Here is a 23,625-nt window from a genome sequence, read left to right on the forward strand (position 1 = left end):
GATCATGGGCTTTCGTATTAGTTTCGGGAAAAAGAAAATCATCAATCTTACCATCAAAGATCATGTCATTCGTTATGTTGATTTGAAAAATACGAATCCCCCCATGGTTCAAAACTTGGGAGAATCGTTGATCATGAGACCTTTGAGGCAATCCTTGAAGAATGTGTGTCTGATTGGAAAATCGAGAGAAGACTAGTTCGGCTTATTGTGCCGGACTCTTTTGTCATTATCCGAAAAATCACGGTTCCAATTGATATCGGAGATGATGAAATGCATGGCTATATCTTTATGGAAATCAGCTCAAGCATTCACCTTCCGTTTGAAAATCCGGTCTTTGATTATGTCCGGCTGGGACAGAAGGAAGGCAAGCAGGAGCTGCTTTTATTTGCCGGACCTGAAGAAGTGATTCAAGAATATGCCGAAACGCTTGAAGAAGCAAACCTTCACCCGCTAAGTGCAGATATTTCTTCTTTGGCTCACTTTCGTCTCTATGACCGGCAGAGTTCTGCTGAGCATGAAAATGTGATGCTGGTTCAAGTGGATTTAAAGTCGGTCAATATCACCATTTTTGAAAATATAAAACCGGTTGTCATGCGGCATTTAATGATGGACGTGGATATTAGTAAATGGGAGAGAGGAAAAAATCATCTGATCTTAAATACATATTTAGGCGATAAGAATGATATTTTATATCCGCTCGAAGATGCTTATCTGGAAATAGACAGCGTACGAAATTTTTATAACTACTCACTAAACCAAGGCAGAAAACTTGTCAATAAGCTAGTGCTTGACGGAGATCACCCGTGGCTGGATGAAATCGAGGAAAAGCTGAAAAGTCAGTTTGATATCCCTGTCGTTCGGATTGAAAGATCTAACGTTGTCGGAGATGCTGAAAAAATGCCATCCTCTTATCACTTAAATATTGGTCTTGGCTTGAAAGAGGTGGAATAAATGCTTGTTGAAATAAACCTTCTGCCGAAAAAAGACACAAGAAATAAAAATATTATGATTTTTATTGTGACGTTCCTAGTGTTAATCGCTATAACGGTTTCATTTTTTCTTTGGCAAATCAATATCAAGGAAAAAAAGCTTGAAGACATCGAGAATCAAGTAAGCATGACACTTGATATTGTTGAGTCAAAAAATAAGCAGATTACCGATTATCATTCTTCGACATCTGTTTAGCAGCTTGAACAGGCGATCACATGGGCGGAAACACAACCGTTTGATGCGGTTTTTCTGTTAGATGAACTAACAAGAATCCTGCCTGAACGCGGATATTTTACCGAGTTTGAAATGGATGGCAATCATAAGATCACGCAAACGATACAATTTGATACGAAAAGCGAAGCAGCCTACTATTTACATTCATTGCTGGCATTCGATTGGGTAGAAGAAGCGGTTATTACACAAGCGAAAACAGAAACAGTTTTAGAAGAAAAAGGTGAAACAGACGAAAGTGAAAACAGTGCCGTCAGCATTGTTAATGAGGATAATGTGTTACCTCGTTATTTTGCTAAATATTAAATCGTCGTTAATATTCCTAACTTAAATATCGCAGCGGCAGATGCAGAGAAGAAGAAAGAGAACGAGGAAAAAAGCAGTAAAGCTGCCGGGGGAAATACTGAGGAAGGTGATGATCAGTAATGAACTTCTCAAGTCCGAAAAAACATCATTGGATCATCGTAATCGGTATTTTACTCGTTGCCGGAATCATTGCCGGGGGGGACTGTCTTTACCTGCAGCCGTTAAATGACAAGCTGGAAAGAAAACAAACGGAGCTGGATATGGCCAATCAGCAATTGACGAGTATCGAGAATAAAACAGCTGAAAATGAAGAGCACGCCGCTGAAAGCACAAGGAAGTTACAGTTGCTTGTACCTGTTAAACGTCAGCTGGAGCAGCTGATTCTCGATATTGAAAAAGCGGAAGTCATTTCCAATGTTATGATTGATGAAATCAGCATGAACGGTACTGAAGCAGATGAAAAAATAGAGGTTGAACAAGAAACAAATCAAACTGAAGCGGAGAACCAGACTGATGCAGAAGGTACTGAAGCAGGTACGGAAGAAGTGAATCAGGAAGCAGCCGATACAGAGGGAAATGCTGAGACTGGCGGGGGAAAGGCTAAAGAGCAAGAAACAACCCCAAAAGAGGAACCGTTAGAAATCGTTGAAGTAGCACTGCCCGCAGGTGTAAACAGAACATCGATCACCATTAAAGGACAAGCTGAAAACTATTTCGACCTGGAAAAGTTCATCGACAGCCTCCAATCCCTAAAAAGGATTGTCGCAATCGATAATCTCTCATTTAAAGGCCGCGATGAAATTATGAATGTGGATCAAGTCGAGGAAAAAGCTGAATTTGAACTGGCGATTTCGGCTTATTACTATCCAGCACTCGAGGATTTACTAAATGAACTGCCGCCAATCGATGCACCGGCCGCTGCCAATAAAAAGAATCCACTTAACGGCTTTTCTAATGATGTGACAAACAAATAAGTGAAGTGCCTGGAACGGTAATCAACATCGTTGTTCATCATAGCCTTTCTATTAAAAACTTTGACGAAATCATTCGATAACAAGACGACAAAAGTCTTGTTATTTTTTTTTGGTCATATGTTAGGATGTAACCAACCAGCACAAGACAGGGGAGGGCTGAATAATGGACAAGCCAAATAACGGGAACACCATTTCGGTTAAAATTAATGGAAAACACAGTCCGTTTAATGAAGATAACCAAGGAATACCACCCGATAAACAAAAAAAGGAGCGTGAAAGCAGTGACAAACAGCCGAAACAGAGAGAATCTGTTGAAAAAGAATCAGCCGCGGCAAGGGAGTCAATGAATGGCGGTGAAGAATTTGACTGGATTTTACCAAGCGGCAGCAGTCTTCCTAAAAAGGAAGACTCAAAAATCATTTACCTCGAAGATAAAAAGAAAGAGAAGTCGCCAATATCATTCAAAGCTCTTATAAATAAAAAAAACACCCATACCCAGGGGCAGCCAAAGACCAAAGGACGGAAACCGATCAATATCACGATGCTGCTTTCCATTTTTTTTGCTATCATACTGGGAACGTTATTCGGACTTATTTTACTTAAATTAGTACCGACTGAACAGGTAGTCGTGGAAGAAAAACCAGCGGCTGTCAATGATCAAACAAATGAGCAGTCCGTTCAACCCGCTGCTAATGACAATGTTGAAGTTACACTAAAGCCTATTTCTGCTGTCGTTGTTCAGGAGGGAATTTACTCATCACAAGGGGCTGCAGAAAGTACATTGACAGCATTAAAAGAGAAAGGCACTCCAGCGGCGATTATTCCTGTTGAAGGAAAATTTGCAATTTTTGTTAGTATGGCCGAAACGGTTGCCGATGCGAAAACCATTGGTAAAGAGCTAAATGGAAACGGGATTGAAACATTCTCAAAGGAATTTTCAATAAGTGAGAAGAAAATCAATCTACAACATGAAGAAGAAAAGAAACTGCTTGAATTGTCCCCACAGCTATTTCATGCCCTCACAGTAAGTGTCACCTCTGCAAGTGTTTCAAGCAGCATACCTGCAGCTGCGATAGAGAATGTTGAAAAAGAGACAGCGATTCTTTCCAAAATAGATAAGGATAAGCTGAAAAATAAAACAGTCATCGATATGTATTCTCAACTAGAAACAGCTTCAACGCAAATTAAGCAATATGAGAAAAATCCTGGAGCCGATACCCTAAACAAAATACAACAAAGTTTATTATCTTTTCTTGCAAGTTATCAAAGCTTATAGTCGTCCATTAAACAGGCTGATGTCATTTGTCGTCGATACTCGTATTTTCCGGGAAATAGTATAGTTTATAATTTATTGATAGTGATAGGTAAGGTAAGCTATGAAAGTAGGCTGCCTTGCCTATCGTTATTTTTTTGGCCGGCACACTTTCATGAATTGATAGAGTATGCTTTAAAGAATTCATGCAAATGATATGTAAGGGTCTATTTAATAGGGTTATGGCTGATATCTAATTGTTTGTCAACATTATTAATGTTACGATGGAGCTGTATCTTCCTAAACTTTGATAAAGGTAAGGTGAAACAATGAAAAACCTCATTTTAGCCTCATCATCTCCACGGCGAAAAGAACTACTAGAAAATCTCCAATTATCTTTTCACACAGTTTCAAGCGATGTAGATGAGAATTATGATCCGGAATGGAGTCCGGAAGAAATCGTGATGGCCTTAGCCTATCGAAAAGCAAAGGCAGTATCGAAGGAGCATCCAGCTTCCTTTGTCATTGGTTCAGACACTGTCGTGGTAAGAGACCAAACCATTCTAGGTAAACCACAAAACCTTGAGGAAGCTTTTTCCATGCTGAAAAGTCTTTCCGGCAGGTCTCATTCGGTTTACACAGGGGTGGCAATTGTATCAGAATCTAATGAACGTAAATTTTTTGAGAAAACAGATGTAGATTTTTGGGAGTTATCGGATGAAGAAATTAATGACTATCTTGACACAGGAGAGCCCTTTGATAAAGCTGGGGCTTATGGAATTCAAGGGTTCGGCAGTATCCTTGTCAAAAGAATATCAGGGGATTATTTTTCTGTTGTCGGCCTCCCGGTTGCTCGAACAATCAGAGAGCTAAAAAAGGCTGGATATAGCAGCTAATTTTTCTTCGTACTCCCAAAGTTCTTAGAAAGGGAGACAAATATGAAATCAGAACCATTAATGATCCGTGATTATCCAAAGGATGAACGGCCGCGTGAACGATATATTCATTATGGTCCGGAAAGCTTATCAAATCAGGAATTAATTGCTCTCATGCTCAGAACTGGTACAAAGGAAGAATCAGTTCTCCAGCTTTCAAACCGTCTTCTCACCCATTTTGAAGGATTAAGGTTATTGAAAGATGCAACCCTTGATGAAATAACCTCAATCAAAGGAATTGGAACGGCCAAAGCGATTCAAGTATTGGCCTCGATTGAGCTGGGAAGAAGAATCTCCAATTTGCAGCATGATGACCGCTATGTCATTCGGTCGCCGGAAGACGGAGCCAAATATGTCATGAATGACATGAGATTTCTATCCCAAGAACATTTCGTTACCCTTTACCTAAATACAAAAAATCAAGTCCTCCACAAAAAAACCATCTTTATCGGCAGCTTAAATGCATCAATCGTACATCCACGCGAAATCTATAAAGAAGCCTTGCGTCGCTCAGCCGCATCTATAGTTTGTGTGCATAATCACCCTTCAGGAGATCCCTCGCCAAGCCGTGAGGATATTGAAGTCACAAGAAGGATTGTTGAGTGCGGCAAAATTCTTGGAATCGAGCTCCTTGATCATTTGATCATCGGCGAAAATAAATTTGTATCTTTGAAGGAGAAAGGGTATTTATAACACTAGGATTTTGTCGGACGTTAGGATATAATATAGTTTGTGATTTTTTGACGGATTTTCGCAAATGTTAGGACATAAAGAGGATTTATGCATAAATGACAGTTCAGTTCATGGGAAATAGGAAACAACAAATTGGTAAGTGAAACTTTTATCAATGGAGGCAAAAAGACCTTACCTTGAAAGTTTGCATTTTGTTTTAGAAAGGGAGATACAATCATGTTTGGATTTGGGACAAGGGATCTTGGGATCGATCTCGGTACGGCAAATACGCTCGTCTATGTGAAGGGAAAAGGGGTAGTTGTCAGAGAACCTTCTGTTGTAGCATTACAAACAGATACAAAAAGTATTGTAGCGGTTGGGAATGATGCGAAAAATATGATCGGCAGAACTCCGGGAAATGTTGTGGCGCTTCGCCCAATGAAGGATGGAGTTATCGCTGATTATGAAACTACAGCTGTTATGATGAAGTACTATATTAAAGAAGCTTTAAAAACAAAAAGTGTTTTTTCGGGTAAGCCGTATGTAATGGTATGTGTTCCATCCGGTATTACTGCTGTTGAAGAGAGAGCGGTCATTGATGCGACACGTCAAGCAGGGGCCCGTGATGCCTATACGATTGAAGAGCCGTTTGCTGCTGCTATTGGAGCCAACCTACCCGTTTGGGAGCCGACTGGAAGCATGGTAGTGGATATTGGCGGTGGTACGACAGAAGTAGCTATTATCTCACTTGGCGGTATCGTGACAAGTCAATCCATCCGCATTGCCGGAGATGAGATGGACGACGCAATTGTGAATTATATTCGTAAAACCTATAATTTGATGATTGGCGATCGAACTTCAGAAGCGATTAAAATGGAAATTGGCTCTGCAGGTGAGGCAGAAGGAATTGACAATATGGAAATTCGCGGACGTGATCTATTAACAGGTCTGCCAAAAACAATTGAAATTACAGCAAAGGAAATCGCAACGGCTTTAAGAGACACAGTTGATGCCATTGTTGATGCGGTTAAAGTAACACTTGAAAAAACTCCGCCGGAGCTTGCTGCCGATATTATGGACAGAGGGATTGTTTTAACAGGCGGTGGTGCTTTATTACGCAATTTAGATAAAGTAATTAGCGAAGAAACCAAAATGCCTGTGTTAATTGCCGAGAATCCGCTGGATTGTGTAGCCATTGGAACAGGCAAGGCTCTTGACCATATTCAATTATTTAAAAACAAAGCGCGAGATTCTCGCTAACACATATATAGAGGTGTTCTAAATGCCACAGTTCTTTCTGAACAAACGCCTGATTATTTTGCTTGTTAGCATTATCATTCTCGTGTCATTAATAGGGTTTTCACTAAAAGAACGTGAAGAATTAACCTGGCCGGAACAGTTTATTAAGGATACGACCGGCTGGGTTCAAACCCTTGTGTCGAGACCGGCTCATTACTTTGCCGGTTTTTTTGAAAATGTAAAAGACTTGCAAAATACATACGAAGAAAACAAACAATTAAAATCACGATTAAATGAGTTGGCACAGCTGAAAGCTGAAGTACAGAGCTTAACGGAAGAAAATGAAGAACTAAGGGATATCTTAGATAAGCAGGAATCCTTGAGCGATTATGAGCCGATTCAAGCAACGGTTATTGGCCGAAATCCTGATCGCTGGAATGAGTTGTTAATAATCAATAAAGGCTCGACAGATGGAATTAAGAAGGATATGTCTGTTATTACATCAACCGGGTTAATTGGAAAAGTAAAAAACAGCCGGCAGTTCACAGCAACCGTTCAATTACTAAGCTCAAATGATGCGACCAACCGTGTGTCAGCGGAAATAGTCGGAACAGAAACGTACTACGGTCAAATCGAAGGCTTTGATCGTGAAAAGGAATTGCTTTTATTAAAAAGAATTCCGTATGAAGCAAAAATTAAAAAAGGACAGATTGTCCAAACATCCGGTATGGGCGGTATTTTTCCCTCGCAGTTAGTGATTGGTACTGTTGAGGAAGTTGTTCCGGACGAATACGGCTTAACGCAAATGGCCTATGTAAAGCCTGGAGCGAATTTCTATGATATTGAACATGTCATGGTCGTGAAGCGGGGAATGATCCAGCCAGAGTTGAGTGATATGATAGGTGAGGAGGAGGAGAAATAGTGAGAAAGGCTTTTCTTCCTCTCATCATCAGCCTCTGCTTTCTTTTGGAAAGCATCTTTGTTGAATTGATGACGATAGAATCTCTCGCTAGTAAAAGAATCGTCGTCCCTCATTTTTTGATTGTGTCGATTATTTTTACAACGATCTATGGAAATCGTAAGCATGGGCTTATGTATGGATTTATTTTTGGACTGCTATTCGATGTAGTTTACACAGAAGTTATTGGCATCTACTTATTTATGCTCCCATTAGTTGCCTATATCACCTCATGGATTATGAAGGTACTCCAAAGTAATATTGTTATTGTTTCTCTTGTTGCCCTACTAGGGGTCTCCCTATTAGAATTAGGAGTATACGAAATGAATTTTATCATCGACAGGACGGATATGGCTTTTTCTAGTTTTGTTGATATTAGACTTCTGCCGACATTAATATTAAATCTAATCTTTATCGTCCTGATTGCTCTTCCATTGAAAAAGTATTTGGAGAGCTATGCAGAAGCATTAAGAAACGATTAAAGCATATTGCTTTAGTCGTTTGCCTTTTTTATTACAAGCTTGGAGATTTTTGCGAGCGATTTGTTAAATCTTGTTATTATTGATAATTTATCTTGTTAAAATAGCTTTTTGTTATTTTGATAAAGGAGTTTTTACAATTTTTGTCGAAGTAATAAAACGGTTTTATTTACTGGGTATTCATGCTTATTATAAAAAAACAAATGGTATATGATTATCAATAAAGGAACATAAAACCCATTTTTTATATAAATTCTCTTAATCTATTCTTTTTTTAATAGTGCTCTAGTTGAGGTGACCATCTTTAAATGAAAAAACTCCAAAATGTAACCATAAAAGGTACAAAAGAAGGGCTTACTCTTCACTTGAACGATAGTTGTTCCTTTGAAGAGCTAAAAAAAGAGCTCCAGTGGAAATTATCGGAAACTTCCCGCTTACAGGATGGCAATCAGCTGATCACAGTAAAAGTCCAAGTGGGGAATCGTTATTTAACGGAACAGCAGGCGGAAGAATTAGAAGAATTGATTAGTCAAAAAAAGAATCTTATTGTAGATTCCATTACTTCTAATGTCATGACAAAAGAAGAAGTAGAGAAAATGAAAGAGGAACAAGAAATTGTTTCTGTCACAAGAATTGTCCGCTCCGGTCAAGTATTAAAAGTACCTGGGGATTTATTATTAATTGGCGACGTGAATCCAGGCGGTACCGTAATTGCTGGGGGGAATATTTTCATCATGGGTGTATTAAAAGGAATCGCCCATGCAGGCTGTTTTGGAAATAATGAGGCAATTGTTGCCGCTTCCATTATGAAGCCATCTCAGCTCCGGATAAGTAAGCATATTAATCGGGCACCAGATCATTATGATGAAGAGGAACCAAGAGATATGGAATGTGCTTTTATAAATGAAGATGGTCAGATCATGATTGATAAATTACAAGTTTTAATGCACATTCGACCGAATTTAACGAGATTGGAAAGGGGAAGGTAGGATGGGAGAAGCAATCGTTATAACATCAGGAAAAGGCGGAGTTGGAAAAACGACGACTTCTGCGAACATTGGTACAGCTTTGGCTCTTCAGGGGAAGCGTGTATGTTTGATCGATACAGATATCGGTCTCCGCAACCTTGATGTAGTCATGGGTCTTGAAAATAGAATCATCTACGATCTTGTCGATGTGATCGAGGGAAGATGTAAAATCCACCAGGCGCTCGTAAAGGATAAACGATTTGAGGATCTCCTTTATCTTCTTCCTGCTGCCCAAACTAGTGATAAAACTGCTGTCACTCCTGAGCAGATGAAAGATTTAGTAGATGGATTAAAACAGGATTATGATTATATTATTATTGACTGCCCTGCGGGAATCGAGCAAGGCTATAAAAATGCGGTTGCAGGTGCTGATAAAGCGATCGTCGTAACGAATCCCGAAGTATCTTCTGTAAGGGACGCAGACCGGATTATTGGCTTGCTTGAGAAAGAGGAAGGGCTAGAGCCTCCAAGACTGATTATTAACCGGATTCGTAATCATATGATGAAAAGCGGAGACATGCTTGATGTTGATGAAGTGACTAATCATTTATCGATTGAATTGATCGGAATTGTGGCAGATGATGATGAAGTCATTAAAGCCTCAAACAGCGGTGAACCAATTGTGTTAAATCCTAATAACAGAGCAAGTATTGCTTATCGTAATATTGCTAGAAGAATTTTGGGTGAATCCATCCCGCTTCAAACGCTGGAGCCAGAAAGTGGCGGTGTATTTAAAAAACTTAAGAAATTTTTTGGTGTAAAGTAAGGGACTGGCCCATTGGGTCGGCCCCTTTTTATGTTTGCAGATGCCTATGCCTAACAATCCTCGAAACCCTATTCCAGTCTTTGGGAGAGTCATATTTTGCGGGACTTGTTCATAGACTTGTACTACTAAATTGCCTTATAAGGAATGGTGGGGGGATCATGCGTTCAAGAAATGATGACATTCGAAGAAGGATCGAAAAAAGAAAAAAACAACGTGAGCGGACGACGCGGCAGATGGAAACAAAGCTACCGTGGACAGAGGATGAGGAGCGTTATGGGTTTGAAAGAATGACATCTTATGAAAGCGGTCCTGTTGATGAAGAAAATCATCCACTTTTTCGTAAAGAAGTTTTCATTTTTAAAGTATTGGCCTCTGCTTGTTTAGTGCTTGTCATTGCCATAATGTTTCGAAATCAAACTCCTGAATTGGATTCTGCAAGAGAATTTGTCACCAAATCTATGAATGAAGAGTTTCAATTTGCTGCAGTATCTGACTGGTATGAAGGTACTTTTGGCAAGCCTTTGGCACTCTTGCCGACCAATGAACAAAAAAGTGAAGAAAATAGACCTGTCGAATCGAAACCTCAATACGCCTTGCCTGCTTCTGGAAAAATCTTGGAGGACTTTGGCGAAAACGGGCAGCGAATCACGATTGAAACGGGTCAAGGAGCAGCTGTTGAGGCCATGAATGAAGGACTTGTTCGTTTTATTGGAGAGCAGGAAGGATTTGGTCAAACCGTTGTGATTCAGCATGCAGATAAAAGCGAATCATGGTATGGGAATTTAAGTGAAGTGGATGTTTCGTTATACCAATACATTGAAAAGGGTACAAAGGTTGGAAAGGCCACTGATTATGCGGATGGAACAAACAGCTCTTTTTATTTTGCTATTAAAGAGGGTGAAGATTTTGTTGATCCAATACAGGTGATTCAATTTGACTAATATGTTAACAGTATTGAAATACATTCATATTCATCCGTTGTTGTGGCTCGTGATGGCTTTATCAATTATGACGGCTCATTTTATTGAACTGTCCCTTTTTTTGTTCATTGTGATTATGCATGAATTGGGTCATGCCTTTGCGGCCGCTTTTTTCTCCTGGCGAATCAAAAGGATTTCGCTTTTGCCGTTTGGCGGTGTAGCGGAGGTTGACGAACATGGTAACAGACCGTTAAAGGAAGAAGCGTTAGTTACGCTCGCAGGACCTTTACAGCATGTATGGATGATTGGATTAGCGTTCATGCTAAATCAATTTTCTTTGATTCCTGAGCATTTTTATACAATATTTGTTGAATTTAATATTATGGTACTGCTGTTTAATCTGCTTCCGATTTGGCCGCTTGACGGAGGTAAACTTATTTATCTATGGAGGTCGCAAAAGGAATCCTTCCCAATTGCACATCTAAAAACAGTCTTTATTTCCGCAGTTAGTCTGCTGCTATTCTTTATGCTCTTACTTTTCGTACAGCCTTTTAATTTGAATTTGTGGATTGTGATTGGATTCTTAAGTTTTTCGCTCTTTTACGAATGGAAACAAAGACGTTATGTCTTCGTGCGCTTTTTACTTGAGCGCTACTATGGAAATAATATGGAATTCAAAACGTTAAAGCATATTTATGTCAACGAGGAAGAGTCCATCATCCGTGTTCTAGAACAATTTCAACGCGGCTGCAAGCATTTAATTATCATTGAAAAGGAAGACGCAGAAACAGAGCAGTTAGATGAAAATGAATTGCTTCATGCTTATTTTTCTGAGAAAATGCTGCATGCGAAAATTGGAGAGTTGCTTTATCCTTATTAAATCGAGATAATAATAGAAGTGAAGGGAAAAATGAGTGAATATAAAGATATTCACTCATTTTTACGTTGGAAAAGCGAGGAACATGATTTGAAGAAATTAGTCGTGAATTATTTAACAAGAGAAAAGCGCTTTGCACTATTACATAATCAAAAAATGGAAAAGCTTGTTGTAAAACAGCCAAGACATTCCTCTCTTGTCGGAAACATCTATATCGGAACGGTCACCAAGGTGCTTCCCGGAATGAATGCCGCTTTTGTTGAAATCGGGGAAGGAAAAAATGGTTTTATCTACCGCAATAAATTGCCTTCATATGTGCTGTCAGAAGAGGAAAAATCACAAAAAGAGAAAAAAGGTATTTCCTCCTTTGTTCATCAAGGGGAAAGGCTGATGGTTCAAGTAGACAAGGATGCCACGGGTACAAAGGGACCTAGATTAAATGCAGTCATTGAGCTTTCAGGTCAATCGATCATCTACATGCCAAAAGGAAAATACGTGGCTGTATCTAAAAAAATGGAGCGGCCGGAAGAAAAAGAAAAAATGCGGCAGTTTGGCTATGAAATCAAAGAAGAGGATGAAGGTTTAATTTTTCGTACAGCGAGTTTAACTTTATCACAGCAGGATATTCGTAAGGAATTAACTGAGCTTAGACAAGCCTATCGTGAGCTTGAAATTCAGGCAAAAGCAATGAAAAAACCGGGGATTTTACTGGAGCAGGATCATTTCCTATCGGAGATGATAGCGGAAATTACACCGATTTCAGATGATGTCGAGGTAATCGCTGATGACCGCGATATTGCAGAACGTTTGAAAAAGGAGTTTCCGCAGCTTCCGATAATGATGTATACAGATAAAGAAAATATTTTCTCTTATCACCATCTTGAAGGGGAATTGGAAAAATTATTAAAACGTATGGTCTGGCTTGATAATGGAGCCTATTTAGTGATGGATGAGGTCGAAGCTTTAACCATTATTGATGTTAATACGGGGAAATATTCGGGTAAGAATGATTTAGCTGATACCGTTTTAAAAACCAATCTGCTGGCAGCCGAAGAAGCGGCGCGACAAATCCGCCTGCGTGATATCGGAGGCATGATTTTAATTGATTTCATCGATATGAAGAGCGATCACGAACGAAACCAAGTGATAAATAAAATGAAGAAGGAATTACAAAAGGATGAACGACGGACGGAGGTAATCGGCTTTACACAGCTTGGTATTTTACAATTAACGAGAAAAAAGACAAAGGTTTCTCTCTCTGAAAGTCTAATGGAAAGATGCCCGCAATGTGAAGGAACCGGGAAAATTCCCAGCGCTGAAACGATTGCATTTCGCCTAGAAAGAGAACTTTATGAATATCGCTATCGTGATATTGAAGAGGTTGTCATTGAATTAGCCGAAGAGGTAAAAAAGGTATTCTGTGGAGACCAAAACGTTCACCATAATAGGCTGGAGGAAATATTAGGCTTTACAATCCTTTTTGAGGTGCATTCCAGCCTCCGGCCTTTCTATCATATCGGAAAGATACGGTAATGGGATTGACATAGTCTTCTCTTATGTGATAATATTTTCATGTTATGTTTGTAGCACCTGTGCTACAACCGCTCAGAACAGGTATTAAGAGTTTGTTTTTTTGGCAAAACACCTGCGATTGGCGAGTCTGAGTTTATGAGGAGGTGCAGTTATGTACGCAATTATCGAAACAGGCGGTAAGCAAATCAAAGTAGAAGAAGGTCAAACAATCTACATTGAGAAGCTAAACGCTGAAGCAGGCGAAACAGTTACTTTTGATAAGGTTCTTTTCGTTGGTGGTGAAAATGTAAAAGTAGGAAGCCCAGTTGTTGAGGGAGCTACAGTTACAGCTAAAGTTGAAAAGCAAGGTCGCGCAAAGAAGATCATTGTTTTCAAATATAAAGCAAAGAAAAACTACCACAAAAAGCAAGGTCATCGTCAGCCATACACAAAAGTTGTTGTTGAAAAAATCAACGCGTAAGGTTTTGAACGATGATTCAAATTACGATTAATCGTAACGAGTCTGAATTGATTCAATCGTTTACGATGACGGGACATGCATTATTCGCTGAACATGGTCAGGATATTGTCTGTGCAGGAGCATCAGCCGTATCCTTTGGGGCGATTAATGCTGTTCATGAGTTAACAGGAGTCATCCCTGATATCGAGCAGGGTGAGGATGGATTTTTAAGCTGTGCGGTTCCAGAAGAAATTCCGGACACTGTTCAAGAGAAAATCCAGCTTATTCTCGAAGCGATGGTGATTTCCTTACAAACGATTGAAGAACAATACAGAGAGCACATAAAAATAACCTTCAAAAAGTAGGAGGTGGAATACAATGTTATTGAAATTAGATCTTCAGTTTTTCGCTTCTAAAAAAGGAGTAGGTTCAACTAAGAACGGTCGTGACTCAATCGCTAAGCGTCTAGGTGCTAAGCGTGCGGATGGTCAATTCGTAACTGGCGGAAGCATCCTTTATCGCCAACGCGGTACGAAAATCTATCCAGGAGTAAACGTTGGCCGTGGTGGTGACGATACTCTATTCGCAAAGGTTGACGGTGTTGTTAAATTTGAGCGTGTAGGCCGTGACCGTAAACAAGTGAGCGTATACCCTGTAGCTCAAGAAGCATAATATTGATGATGAAAACTCTAACTGTTATGGTTAGAGTTTTCTTTATGTTGCAGATAAAATAAAATAATCGGACCTAAGTTTCTTCTTTTTTCCTTTAAAATGCTTACTCTACCTAACTTTTTTGATATACTAGCAAAAAGCAGTCTTGACACTAAAAACTCTTGTAGGGGTATTATAGATGATGAAAAAAGAATGGAATACAGTTGATGTGCTTCGCCATGCGCGGCATGACTGGTTAAATAAACTGCAATTAATCAAAGGAAATATCGATTTAAATAAAATGGACCGTGTAAAAGAAATTATTGCGGAAATTGTCATCGAGGCACAACATGAAACAAAGTTATCAAATTTAAACCTTCCTAAGTTTACATCGCTGCTCTTACTACATAATTGGGAAACGGAATCATTTAAGTTGGAGTTTGAAGTAATTGATGATCATAAATGCGGGAAACTTGATGATGATAGGCTGACCGAATGGACGAGTAGGTTTTTTACTATTTTGAACAAAAGTATAAAAAGCTATTATGATAATCATTTAATCCTAACAATTGAACAGCAGCAGGAAGGGCTTCGTTTCTTTTTTGACTTTTGTGGAATAATAGAGAATAAAGAAACAATAGAGCCATTTTTACATAATACTTCTTTTGAGATGGATATAAAACAGTTTGAAATAAATGAGCGGGAATTTACACTTGAGTTGCTGATTCCCTATTAGTGAGCTCTTGTTCCAATTAATCGTTTGGAGGAAATGAAATATGTTTGTGGATCAAGTCAAAGTATATGTCAAGGGCGGGGATGGCGGTAACGGTATGGTAGCCTTCCGCCGGGAAAAATATGTGCCAAAGGGCGGTCCTGCTGGCGGGGACGGCGGTAAGGGCGCTGACGTTGTTTTTGAAGTGGAGGAAGGGTTACGGACCTTGATGGACTTTCGTTATCAACGTCATTTTAAAGCACCGCGCGGTGAGCACGGAATGTCAAAAAATCAGCATGGTAAGGGAGCTAAAGACATGATTGTCAAAGTTCCCCCTGGAACGGTTGTAACCGATGCTGAAACAAATGCGGTCATTGCTGACTTAACTGAGCATGGCCAGCGTGCCGTCATTGCTAAAGGTGGCAGAGGCGGCAGAGGAAATACACGCTTTGCTACACCTGCAAATCCTGCTCCGGAGCTTTCCGAACATGGTGAACCGGGTCAGGAAAGAAACGTTGTTCTTGAATTAAAGCTCTTAGCAGATGTGGGACTTGTCGGTTTCCCAAGTGTTGGTAAATCCACGTTATTATCGGTTGTTTCATCGGCAAAGCCAAAGATAGCCGATTATCACTTTACAACGCTTGTGCCAAATTTAGGCATGGTGGAAACAGAGGACGGACGCAGCTTTGTCATGGCCGACTTGCCGGGGCTGATTGAAGGTGCACACTCTGGAGTCGGGCTGGGGCACCAATTTTTACGTCATATCGAAAGAACAAGAGTCATCGTTCATGTTATAGATATGTCAGCAATGGAAGGCCGGGATCCATATGAGGATTATGTGACAATTAATAATGAATTGGAACAATATAATTTGCGTTTAATGGAAAGACCGCAAATTATTGTTGCTAATAAGATGGATATGCCTGAAGCGGAGAGTAATCTGGAGGAATTCAAGAAAAAACTGACAGAAGATTATCCGATCTTTCCAATTTCCGCTGTCACAAGAAAGGGTCTTAGAGACTTATTATTTGCCATTGCGGATAAGCTTGAGGATACACCTGAATTTCCGCTTGAGGCTGAAACAGAGGATAACGGTGTACACCATGTTCTCTATAAGCATGAAGCAGAGCAGAAGGAATTTGAAATTTCAAGGGACCCGGACGGTAGCTTTGTGTTATCTGGTGATGCAGTTGAAAAATTATTTAAGATGACCGACTTTTCACGAGATGAGTCTGTGAAACGATTTGCCCGTCAGCTTCGCGGAATGGGCGTTGACGAGGCGCTCCGTGAAAAAGGCGCTAAAGATGGAGATACCGTTAGACTGTTAGAATTTGAATTTGAATTTATTGAATAAACCTTTGCATATGACAATACCTGTGAAAAACTGCGTTGTAAAGAATCGCATCGTTTAACACAAGCGTAGAAATGATAAAGATGCTTGTGTATATGTTTTTGGGGGTAGAGGAATGAGACATGATAAAGCTGATAAAAAGTTTTATTTAGTAAGGGAAGATGTGCTGCCTGAAGCAATGAAAAAAACGCTTGAAGCCAAGGAAATGATCGAACGGGGAAAAGCTGAATCGGTCTGGGATGCGGTACAGCGTGTTGACTTAAGCAGAAGTGCATTTTATAAATATCGGGACACCGTTTTCCCGTTTCACACCATTGTCAAGGAACGTTTAATTACCCTGTTTTTCTATTTAGAGGATCGCTCAGGTACTCTTTCGCATCTTTTAACAACGGTCGCTTCAACCGGCTGTAACGTATTGACGATACACCAAACCATTCCGCTTCAAGGAAGGGCAAACGTGACTCTATCCGTTAATACAGTTGATATGGAAATAGATATCGAAGAGCTTCTAACGAGACTGAGACGATTGGAGTTCGTAGAAAAAGTAGAGGTGCTTGGTTCAGGTGCATAATAACGCACTTGAATCAGCGCCTTTTTTATATTTCTATGTAAGAAAAAATTTTACGAAAATCAGCAACCATGTACAAAAGCCAATAAATTATAGTTGTAAAGTAATGTACTTTTATTTTTTTAAGTGGTAAAGTATTTGTAAAATACAAAATAGGGAGAATAGTGAAGTGAAAACAGGTTATTTAGGTCCTAGAGCAACATTTACAGATTTGGCCGTGCGAGAAATGTTTCCAGAATATGAATCCGTTGCCTATACAACTATTCCTGACTGTATCGATGCAGTTGTGAATGACGAAATAGATATAGCGGTTGTGCCGCTTGAAAATGCTTTGGAAGGCTCCGTCAACATTACCCTTGATTACTTGATTCATGAAGTGGATTTACCAATTAGAGGGGAACTCTCTGCACCGATACGCCAGCATTTAATGGTCCATCCTAATCAGCTGGATAACTGGAAGGAAATAAAGACCATTATAAGTCATACACATGCAATTGCCCAATGTCACAAGTTTTTACACCAGGAGTTAAAGGGAGTGAGAGCAGAAGGCTATACATCAACAGCTGGGGCAGCCCAATATGTGGCAGAGCATTCTGATGAGCCGATTGGTGCAATCGCGAACGAATTGGCAGCAAAGGAATACGGCCTCGTCATTGCCAAATACGATATTCATGATTTTGACTTTAATCATACCCGCTTTATATTCTTATCAAAACAAGCGTTAAATCTGCCGATTAAGCCAAATTATGTTGGTTATAAAACAACCTTAATGGTTACGCTGCCGGCAGACCATTCCGGAGCCCTTCATCAAGTACTATCCGCGTTTGCCTGGAGAAAGCTGAATTTAATTAAAATTGAGTCGAGACCAACTAAGACAGGTCTTGGAAATTACTTCTTTATCGTTGATTTAGATACAGCGCTTGATGATGTGTTAATTCCAGGTGCTATTGCTGAAATCGAAGCCTTAGACTGCCACGTAAAGATTTTAGGCAGCTATCCATACTATCAATTAAAAAAATAAAAAAAAGAGTCAGACAAGCATAATAATGGAGTCTGACTCTATTTATTTTTATTCACTCGTATCAATGAGAAAGCTAGCTTCCCTTAAGGCTTCTACTGTATCATCCAGTGCTTTTTCAGATGGAGCAGAAATGGTATGAAGATGAATTCCGTTTGTCAGCTCCAATAAATAGGAGGACTGAGTTGAATGGATTTTTTTGATAAACTGTTTTACTTCTTTTCGATTTGAAACTAAAATTGAAGCCGTTAAATCTCCATAAACCGGATGTTCAATTCTTACATCTTTGACGGTCACACCATGGTCAACACAGATACACAATTCTTCTTCCGTTCGCTCAGGAGGATGTTTACAGGCGATGGTACGCTCATACATTGTAACAGGAGAATTACTTTTTAAATATAGATACCCTTGGCTGGTTGCAATAATTGGTTCATTTCTTGCTTTTAATAAGGAAATATCGCCTACAATTACTTGTCTGCTGACATTTGTTCTAGCAGCTAAATCACTGCCTGTCATTGGTTCATTCGCTTCTTTTAAGAGGGATAGCAGCAAAGTTCGTCTTTCCTCTCCGAAAACCTTCTTCTGTTCCTTCACTTTTTTCCCTCCCTAGTGCTTATCGTGGATGATATTCAAGAGCGTCTCACCGAGAGCTGCTACATCCTGTTCATTAGTATGATGTCCAAAGGAAATACGGATAAATTCCTTTCCGATTTTCTCAGGTATATTCATGGCAGTCATGGTTTTCGATGCCGAAGTAAGACCTGTGGAGCAGGCGCTCCCCGTCGAAATCGCAAATCCGAGTCTGTTACATTCGAGCATCACCCATTGCCCTTCCAGCCCGTTTAGACGCAGTCCAAGCGTATGGGGAAGCTGTTGTTCTTCGGTATTTTGGTATAGGGTGATTTGATCACCCGCTTCAGCTAAAATAGCTAAAAGCTGCTGACGTAGTTTTTCTATCTTTGTGAACTGCCATTCTTGTTTTTCTATGCTCTTTTGTGCTGCAACCGTCATAGCAGCGATCGCAGGAACATTCACAGTACCGGGTCTAAAGCCTTTCTCATGTGTTGTGCCAGGGTAATAAGGCTTCCAAGCAAGCTTAGGATTAATATAGCCAGCCCCTATCCCTTTCGGACCGTAAAATTTATGCGATGAAATTGATAAACTATCAACGAGGTTTATTATTTTATTCAAATTAATTTTTCCAAATGTATGAACACAGTCACTATGAAATAATATTTGCTGCTCCTGACACCAATTGCCGATTTCTTCGATTGGCTGCAATGAGCCAATTTCTGAATTCCCATGCTGAATGGCAATTAGGACGGTGTCTTTTCGGGTTGCACTTTTTAGCCTGTCGATATCGATTTGTCCATTTTCAGTAAATGGCAGGAGGGTAATTTCATAGCCTTGTAATTCCAATGCATCTAATGTACTGCGGACGGATGAATGCTCTGCTAAGCTAGATATAATATGGAAGCCCTGTTTTTTCTTGGCTGAGAGAAGTGAATGGATCCCCAAAAAATTACTTTCTGAACCGCCGCTGGTAAAGAAAACACCATCCTTTTGTACAGCAAGAAGACGGGCAAATTCCTCCCGGCAATTTTCAAGTATGTCTTTTGCTGTACTGCCGATATCATGGAGACTTCCCGTGTTGCCATAATATTCAGTAGCTGCTTGAACATAGATATTGGCTGCTTCAGAATCCAGTGGTGTTGTTGCTGCATAATCGAAATATTTCATAAGGGTTCACCAACATTTCATATTTTTTAAGAGTGATCAAAATTTCACATGAACAGAGCTATTATAAAAGGACTTTAAAATAATTGCTAAACTTTAAAACTCTTTGGCTGAAATTATTTAATAAATCTAGTAAACATGTAGGTAACAAAAGAAAAAAACACATGGGAAATAAAGTAATCTAACGGAATTTAAGAAAAAATGCTTGTCATTAGTTTAAATCTATGTAAATATATGTGTCAAGACACCTGTTAACTTAAAAAGGCAGATGAAGGGCAGATGAAGGGAAAATGCAAGCAAATGTAGTTATTATTGGTAGCGGGATAGCGGCTTTACAATTGGCTAAAAAGCTAAGTAGTGACTTGCATGTGATTATTATCACAAAAGCTGAAGTAACAACCAGTAATTCTTATTTAGCCCAAGGAGGAATTGCTGTCGCCTTATCAGAACATGATGATCCATCGAAACACTACGAGGATACACTAGAAGCTGGGCGTTTCCATAACAATCATGAAGCTGTTTCTTTAATGACAAAAGAAGCACCTGAATTAATAAATGAACTCCTGCACGAGGGATGTCCTTTTGATCGTGATGCATCAGGTCATGTAAAGCTGGGGCTGGAAGGTGCGCATAGCGAGAAAAGAATCATCCATGGCGGTGGAGATGCAACAGGGAAAACAGTAGTTGATTTTTTACACAAACAAATTGACCATATTACTGTGATTGAAAATATGACAGTCTATGAATTATTGGTTAATGAAGATAAATGCATTGGAGTAAAGGCAAAAGATTGCAACGGCCGCTCGATTCAAGTGTTTGCTGATCACACGGTCATTGCCACAGGCGGCCTGGGGCAGCTTTACAGCTTTACATCTAATGCTGAAACTGTGACAGGTGATGGTTTAGCTTTAGCTTACCGTGCAGGTGCAGAGCTGGCTGACATGGAATTTGTTCAATTTCATCCAACCCTTTTATATGCTGGCGGGAAAGGTGCCGGACTTGTTTCAGAAGCGGTTAGAGGTGAAGGGGCAAGACTCGTTACAGAGGATGGAACATACATTATGGAGGGTGTTCACCCATATAAGGATTTAGCTCCAAGGCATGTTGTTTCACAGACCATTTATAACTGGCTGAAAAAAGGACATACAGTATACTTAGACATTTCTTCAATTGATGATTTTGAAGCCCATTTTCCTACGGTTGCTTCCATTTGTAAGGAGAATGGAATCGATGTGAACAATGGCAAAATACCGGTTGTACCAGGCTGTCACTTTTTAATGGGCGGCATTGTCACAGATCTGAATGGACAAACCACGATCCCTCAACTTTATGCAATAGGGGAAGCAGCATGTACAGGTATACACGGGGCAAATCGACTGGCAAGCAATTCTTTGCTAGAAGGGTTATTCTTTGGCAAGCGTTTAGCCGCCTTTATCAATGGTTCAAAGGTTAAAGAGAAGAAACTAGTCCGAAAAAGAACGAATGAAAAGATAACACCTTCCCGAAGTATGCTGCCTGATATAACCAAGCTGAAGAATAGTATGATGGAGCGGACCGGTATTGTAAGATCAAAAGAGAACTTAAAAAAACAATTGGATTTTCTGGAGGGTTTTGCGATTGATCAATGGCTTGAGGCTGATTTAGATTACTTATCAGTTGAAGAACTAAATAAAGTATTTATGCTGATTAGTTCATGGCTGGTAACGAAAGCAGCGATTACAAGAACAGAAAGCCGTGGTGGTCATCTGCGTCTAGATTATCCAAATGAAGATAAAGCATGGGAGCAAACACAAATAATACAACATATAAAGGGTGGTCGCGTTGAACAAGCTGAAATTGCGCTTACAACTTGAGCAATTTTTCATTGAAGATATTGGGGATCGGGATCTGTCAAGCGAATCTATTTTTGGTGAAGAAGAAATGGGTGAAATTATTTTTATCGCAAAGGCAAATGGAATCTTTTGCGGTGAAGACGTGATTCGTATCGGCTTTCATTTATTAGATCCAGATTGTGTCATCGATCTGAAAGTGAAAGAAGGGGATCGAGTTGAAAAAGGTGAAATTTTTGCAAGTGTAAAAGGCAAAGTAGCCAGCTTATTAAAAGGGGAGCGGGTAGTACTTAACCTTATTCAAAGAATGAGCGGCATTGCTACGCAAACAAATGAAGCTGTTAATATATTAAATAGTCAGCATACAAAAATTGCCGATACAAGAAAAACAACCCCTGGGCTGCGAATGCTTGAAAAACATGCTGTTCAATGCGGCGGCGGAGCAAATCACCGTTTTGGTTTGTATGATGCAGTTATGATCAAGGATAATCATATTTCCTTTGCTGGTTCGATTACAAAGGCAGTTGAAAAGGCACGTTCTCAAATTGGTCATATGGTAAAAATAGAAGTAGAAGTTGAAACGAAAGAACAAATGCTTGAAGCAATTGCAGCAAAAGCGGATGTCATTATGTTTGATAACCGAACTCCTGAGGAAATTAAAGAATGGATCGGGCTTGTACCAGAAGGAATTTACACAGAAGCATCTGGCGGAATTAACTTGGACAATTTGGCAGATTACAGGGATACAGGAGTAGATGTCATTTCGCTCGGTGCGTTAACACATACAGTGAAGGCACTTGATATCAGTGTTAGGGTGAAAATTGGATAGATTAATCATTTATAAGGTGTGTTCTTAATCTACTATTAAAAGGGTGTGGGGATATGACGACAATTTTACAATCAATGAATAGAACAATGATTCCGGACGTGTACAAACAAATGTCTACAGAAGAACTAGAAAATCGTGTCAGAGAAGTAAAAGCGAGATTAGGGAATCGCCTGTTTATTCCAGGACACCATTATCAAAAGGATGAGGTTATTCAATTTGCCGATGCAACAGGAGATTCTTTAGTACTGGCTCAGCTTTCTGCAAAGAACCGGGATGCAGAGTTTATCGCCTTTTGCGGCGTGCATTTCATGGCAGAAACAGCTGATATTTTAACGACATCTGAGCAAAAGGTATATTTACCGGATATGCGTGCAGGCTGTTCCATGGCAGATATGGCAGATATCTATCAGACAGAAAGAGCCTGGGAAGTGTTAATGGAAACGTTCGGAGACACCATTCTACCTTTAACGTATGTGAATTCAACAGCATCCATTAAGGCATTTGTCGGTGAACATGGCGGAGCAACAGTGACTTCATCGAATGCGGAAAAAATGGTTTCTTGGGCATTTGAGCAAAAAGAAAGAATTTTATTCTTGCCAGATCAGCATTTAGGCCGAAATACAGCTTATAATTTAGGCGTTTCTTTAGAGGACATGGCTGTATGGAATCAACAGGAAAATAGACTTGAATATGACGGTGCAGTTGAAAATGTAAAAGTTATCTTATGGAAAGGGCATTGCTCTGTCCATGAAAATTTCACGGTCGCTAACGTCCATAATGTTCGAAAACAACATCCTGAAATGAAGATCATTGTTCACCCGGAATGCTCCCGTGAAGTCGTTGCCTTGAGTGATATGGCCGGTTCAACTAATTATATTATTGATGTGATTAATAAAGCAGAACCAGGTTCAGCTTGGGCGATCGGAACAGAGCAGAATTTAGTGAACAGAATCATACAACAGCACCCAGATAAACATATTGTTTCCTTGAATCCATATATGTGCTCATGTCTAACAATGAATCGTATCGATCTTCCTCATTTAGCTTGGTCACTAGAATCAATCGAACAGGGAACAGCTGAAAATAATATTATTAAAGTAGATGAAGACGTAGCAGCAAAGGCTAAACTAGCACTTGATAGAATGCTGCAAAAATAAAGAATGTACAAGGGTGTCAGGCACCTTAAAAAGACAGTTGTCTTTTTAAGGTGCCTGACACTTTTTTTGGCGTAATCATATTTATTCAAAAAATAGCATAAGTTTTTATGAAGTTTAAATTAGCAATTTGCCCAATTCAACATAGAATGAAAGGACTTATGCATGGGAGGG

At 39.7% G+C, this 23,625-nt stretch carries 28 protein-coding genes and 1 other annotated feature; of the genes, 26 read left to right on the top strand and 2 right to left on the bottom strand.

Going from position 1 to position 23,625, the window contains the following annotated elements; genetic code table 11:
* The first annotated feature begins 4 nt into the window (after positions 1–4).
* From R4Z09_RS06175 to pheA, 23 genes are all read left to right on the top strand, one after another.
* Complete coding sequence (locus R4Z09_RS06175) at positions 5–196, top strand: hypothetical protein (protein WP_338451465.1); 192 nt, start codon at positions 5–7, stop codon at positions 194–196.
* The gene (gene pilM, locus R4Z09_RS06180) at positions 166–951 is read left to right on the top strand and encodes a type IV pilus biogenesis protein PilM (RefSeq protein WP_338451466.1); all 786 of its coding nucleotides are present in this window, start codon (positions 166–168) and stop codon (positions 949–951) included. Before R4Z09_RS06175 ends, pilM begins: the two co-directional genes overlap by 31 nt.
* The gene (locus R4Z09_RS06185; protein WP_338451467.1) at positions 952–1,185 is read left to right on the top strand and encodes a hypothetical protein; all 234 of its coding nucleotides are present in this window, start codon (positions 952–954) and stop codon (positions 1,183–1,185) included.
* A 54-nt stretch (positions 1,186–1,239) separates the two neighbouring features.
* A complete protein-coding gene (locus R4Z09_RS06190) occupies positions 1,240–1,527 on the top strand; it encodes a PilN domain-containing protein (RefSeq protein WP_338453211.1) in 288 nt (95 codons plus the stop codon).
* Positions 1,528–1,646: 119 nt separating this feature from the next.
* Positions 1,647–2,501: a pilus assembly protein PilO gene (locus R4Z09_RS06195; protein ID WP_338451468.1), complete on the top strand. Its 855-nt coding sequence runs from the start codon at positions 1,647–1,649 to the stop codon at positions 2,499–2,501.
* A 163-nt stretch (positions 2,502–2,664) separates the two neighbouring features.
* A complete protein-coding gene (locus R4Z09_RS06200) occupies positions 2,665–3,777 on the top strand; it encodes a hypothetical protein (protein ID WP_338451469.1) in 1,113 nt (370 codons plus the stop codon).
* Between the two features lie 305 nt (positions 3,778–4,082).
* Positions 4,083–4,649 carry a Maf family protein gene (locus tag R4Z09_RS06205; RefSeq protein ID WP_338451470.1) on the top strand — a complete coding sequence of 189 codons (567 nt, stop codon included), beginning with the start codon at positions 4,083–4,085 and terminating at the stop codon, positions 4,647–4,649.
* A gap of 42 nt (positions 4,650–4,691) precedes the next feature.
* Positions 4,692–5,381, top strand: a complete 690-nt coding sequence (gene radC / locus R4Z09_RS06210) for a RadC family protein (RefSeq protein ID WP_338451471.1) — start codon at positions 4,692–4,694, stop codon at positions 5,379–5,381.
* A gap of 216 nt (positions 5,382–5,597) precedes the next feature.
* Positions 5,598–6,620, top strand: coding sequence for a rod shape-determining protein (locus R4Z09_RS06215; RefSeq protein WP_338451472.1), 1,023 nt, complete (start codon positions 5,598–5,600; stop codon positions 6,618–6,620).
* Between the two features lie 22 nt (positions 6,621–6,642).
* A complete protein-coding gene (mreC, locus tag R4Z09_RS06220) occupies positions 6,643–7,521 on the top strand; it encodes a rod shape-determining protein MreC (RefSeq protein WP_338451473.1) in 879 nt (292 codons plus the stop codon).
* Positions 7,521–8,039 carry a rod shape-determining protein MreD gene (gene mreD / locus R4Z09_RS06225; protein ID WP_338451474.1) on the top strand — a complete coding sequence of 173 codons (519 nt, stop codon included), beginning with the start codon at positions 7,521–7,523 and terminating at the stop codon, positions 8,037–8,039. The genes mreC and mreD overlap by 1 nt, the downstream gene beginning before the upstream one ends.
* A 305-nt stretch (positions 8,040–8,344) precedes the next feature.
* Positions 8,345–9,025, top strand: a complete 681-nt coding sequence (minC, locus tag R4Z09_RS06230; protein ID WP_338451475.1) for a septum site-determining protein MinC — start codon at positions 8,345–8,347, stop codon at positions 9,023–9,025.
* 1 nt (position 9,026) lies between these two features.
* The gene (gene minD / locus R4Z09_RS06235; RefSeq protein WP_338451476.1) at positions 9,027–9,830 is read left to right on the top strand and encodes a septum site-determining protein MinD; all 804 of its coding nucleotides are present in this window, start codon (positions 9,027–9,029) and stop codon (positions 9,828–9,830) included.
* A gap of 158 nt (positions 9,831–9,988) precedes the next feature.
* Positions 9,989–10,771, top strand: a complete 783-nt coding sequence (locus tag R4Z09_RS06240) for a M23 family metallopeptidase (protein ID WP_338451477.1) — start codon at positions 9,989–9,991, stop codon at positions 10,769–10,771.
* On the top strand, positions 10,764–11,630 hold the full coding sequence (locus tag R4Z09_RS06245; protein ID WP_338451478.1) for a M50 family metallopeptidase: 867 nt from the start codon (positions 10,764–10,766) through the stop codon (positions 11,628–11,630). The genes R4Z09_RS06240 and R4Z09_RS06245 overlap by 8 nt, the downstream gene beginning before the upstream one ends.
* A gap of 30 nt (positions 11,631–11,660) precedes the next feature.
* Entirely contained in the window at positions 11,661–13,160 is a 1,500-nt protein-coding gene (locus tag R4Z09_RS06250; protein WP_338451479.1) for an Rne/Rng family ribonuclease, read from the top strand.
* A gap of 56 nt (positions 13,161–13,216) precedes the next feature.
* Positions 13,217–13,299 (top strand) — a sequence feature (ribosomal protein L21 leader region).
* A gap of 12 nt (positions 13,300–13,311) precedes the next feature.
* Positions 13,312–13,620 (top strand): 50S ribosomal protein L21, encoded by a 309-nt coding sequence (gene rplU / locus R4Z09_RS06255; RefSeq protein ID WP_338451480.1) that lies wholly within the window; start codon positions 13,312–13,314, stop codon positions 13,618–13,620.
* 11 nt (positions 13,621–13,631) lie between these two features.
* On the top strand, positions 13,632–13,964 hold the full coding sequence (locus R4Z09_RS06260) for a ribosomal-processing cysteine protease Prp (RefSeq protein WP_338451481.1): 333 nt from the start codon (positions 13,632–13,634) through the stop codon (positions 13,962–13,964).
* A 13-nt stretch (positions 13,965–13,977) separates the two neighbouring features.
* Positions 13,978–14,271 carry a 50S ribosomal protein L27 gene (rpmA, locus tag R4Z09_RS06265; protein ID WP_150440556.1) on the top strand — a complete coding sequence of 98 codons (294 nt, stop codon included), beginning with the start codon at positions 13,978–13,980 and terminating at the stop codon, positions 14,269–14,271.
* 178 nt (positions 14,272–14,449) lie between these two features.
* Positions 14,450–14,986, top strand: coding sequence for a sporulation initiation phosphotransferase B (locus R4Z09_RS06270; protein WP_338451482.1), 537 nt, complete (start codon positions 14,450–14,452; stop codon positions 14,984–14,986).
* 40 nt (positions 14,987–15,026) lie between these two features.
* Positions 15,027–16,316 (top strand): GTPase ObgE, encoded by a 1,290-nt coding sequence (gene obgE / locus R4Z09_RS06275; protein ID WP_338451483.1) that lies wholly within the window; start codon positions 15,027–15,029, stop codon positions 16,314–16,316.
* Positions 16,317–16,428: 112 nt separating this feature from the next.
* On the top strand, positions 16,429–16,884 hold the full coding sequence (locus R4Z09_RS06280) for an ACT domain-containing protein (protein ID WP_338451484.1): 456 nt from the start codon (positions 16,429–16,431) through the stop codon (positions 16,882–16,884).
* A 166-nt stretch (positions 16,885–17,050) separates the two neighbouring features.
* Complete coding sequence (pheA, locus tag R4Z09_RS06285) at positions 17,051–17,902, top strand: prephenate dehydratase (protein ID WP_338451485.1); 852 nt, start codon at positions 17,051–17,053, stop codon at positions 17,900–17,902.
* A gap of 48 nt (positions 17,903–17,950) precedes the next feature.
* Here the strand turns inward: pheA and R4Z09_RS06290 are convergent, their stop codons facing one another.
* Complete coding sequence (locus tag R4Z09_RS06290) at positions 17,951–18,496, bottom strand: transcription repressor NadR (protein WP_338451486.1); 546 nt, start codon at positions 18,494–18,496, stop codon at positions 17,951–17,953.
* 12 nt (positions 18,497–18,508) lie between these two features.
* Positions 18,509–19,642, bottom strand: a complete 1,134-nt coding sequence (locus R4Z09_RS06295) for an IscS subfamily cysteine desulfurase (RefSeq protein WP_338451487.1) — start codon at positions 19,640–19,642, stop codon at positions 18,509–18,511.
* A gap of 287 nt (positions 19,643–19,929) precedes the next feature.
* Between R4Z09_RS06295 and nadB the strand changes: the two genes are divergently transcribed.
* The 3 genes from nadB to nadA are packed head-to-tail and all read left to right on the top strand — an operon-like array spanning position 19,930 to position 23,454.
* Positions 19,930–21,492, top strand: a complete 1,563-nt coding sequence (gene nadB / locus R4Z09_RS06300) for an L-aspartate oxidase (protein ID WP_338451488.1) — start codon at positions 19,930–19,932, stop codon at positions 21,490–21,492.
* On the top strand, positions 21,461–22,297 hold the full coding sequence (gene nadC, locus R4Z09_RS06305; protein ID WP_338451489.1) for a carboxylating nicotinate-nucleotide diphosphorylase: 837 nt from the start codon (positions 21,461–21,463) through the stop codon (positions 22,295–22,297). Before nadB ends, nadC begins: the two co-directional genes overlap by 32 nt.
* 53 nt (positions 22,298–22,350) lie before the next feature.
* Positions 22,351–23,454 (top strand): quinolinate synthase NadA, encoded by a 1,104-nt coding sequence (gene nadA, locus R4Z09_RS06310; RefSeq protein ID WP_338451490.1) that lies wholly within the window; start codon positions 22,351–22,353, stop codon positions 23,452–23,454.
* The last annotated feature ends 171 nt before the right edge of the window (positions 23,455–23,625 follow it).

The organism is Niallia oryzisoli, assembly GCF_036670025.1.
Taxonomy (GTDB): domain Bacteria; phylum Bacillota; class Bacilli; order Bacillales; family Cytobacillaceae; genus Bacillus_BD; species Bacillus_BD oryzisoli.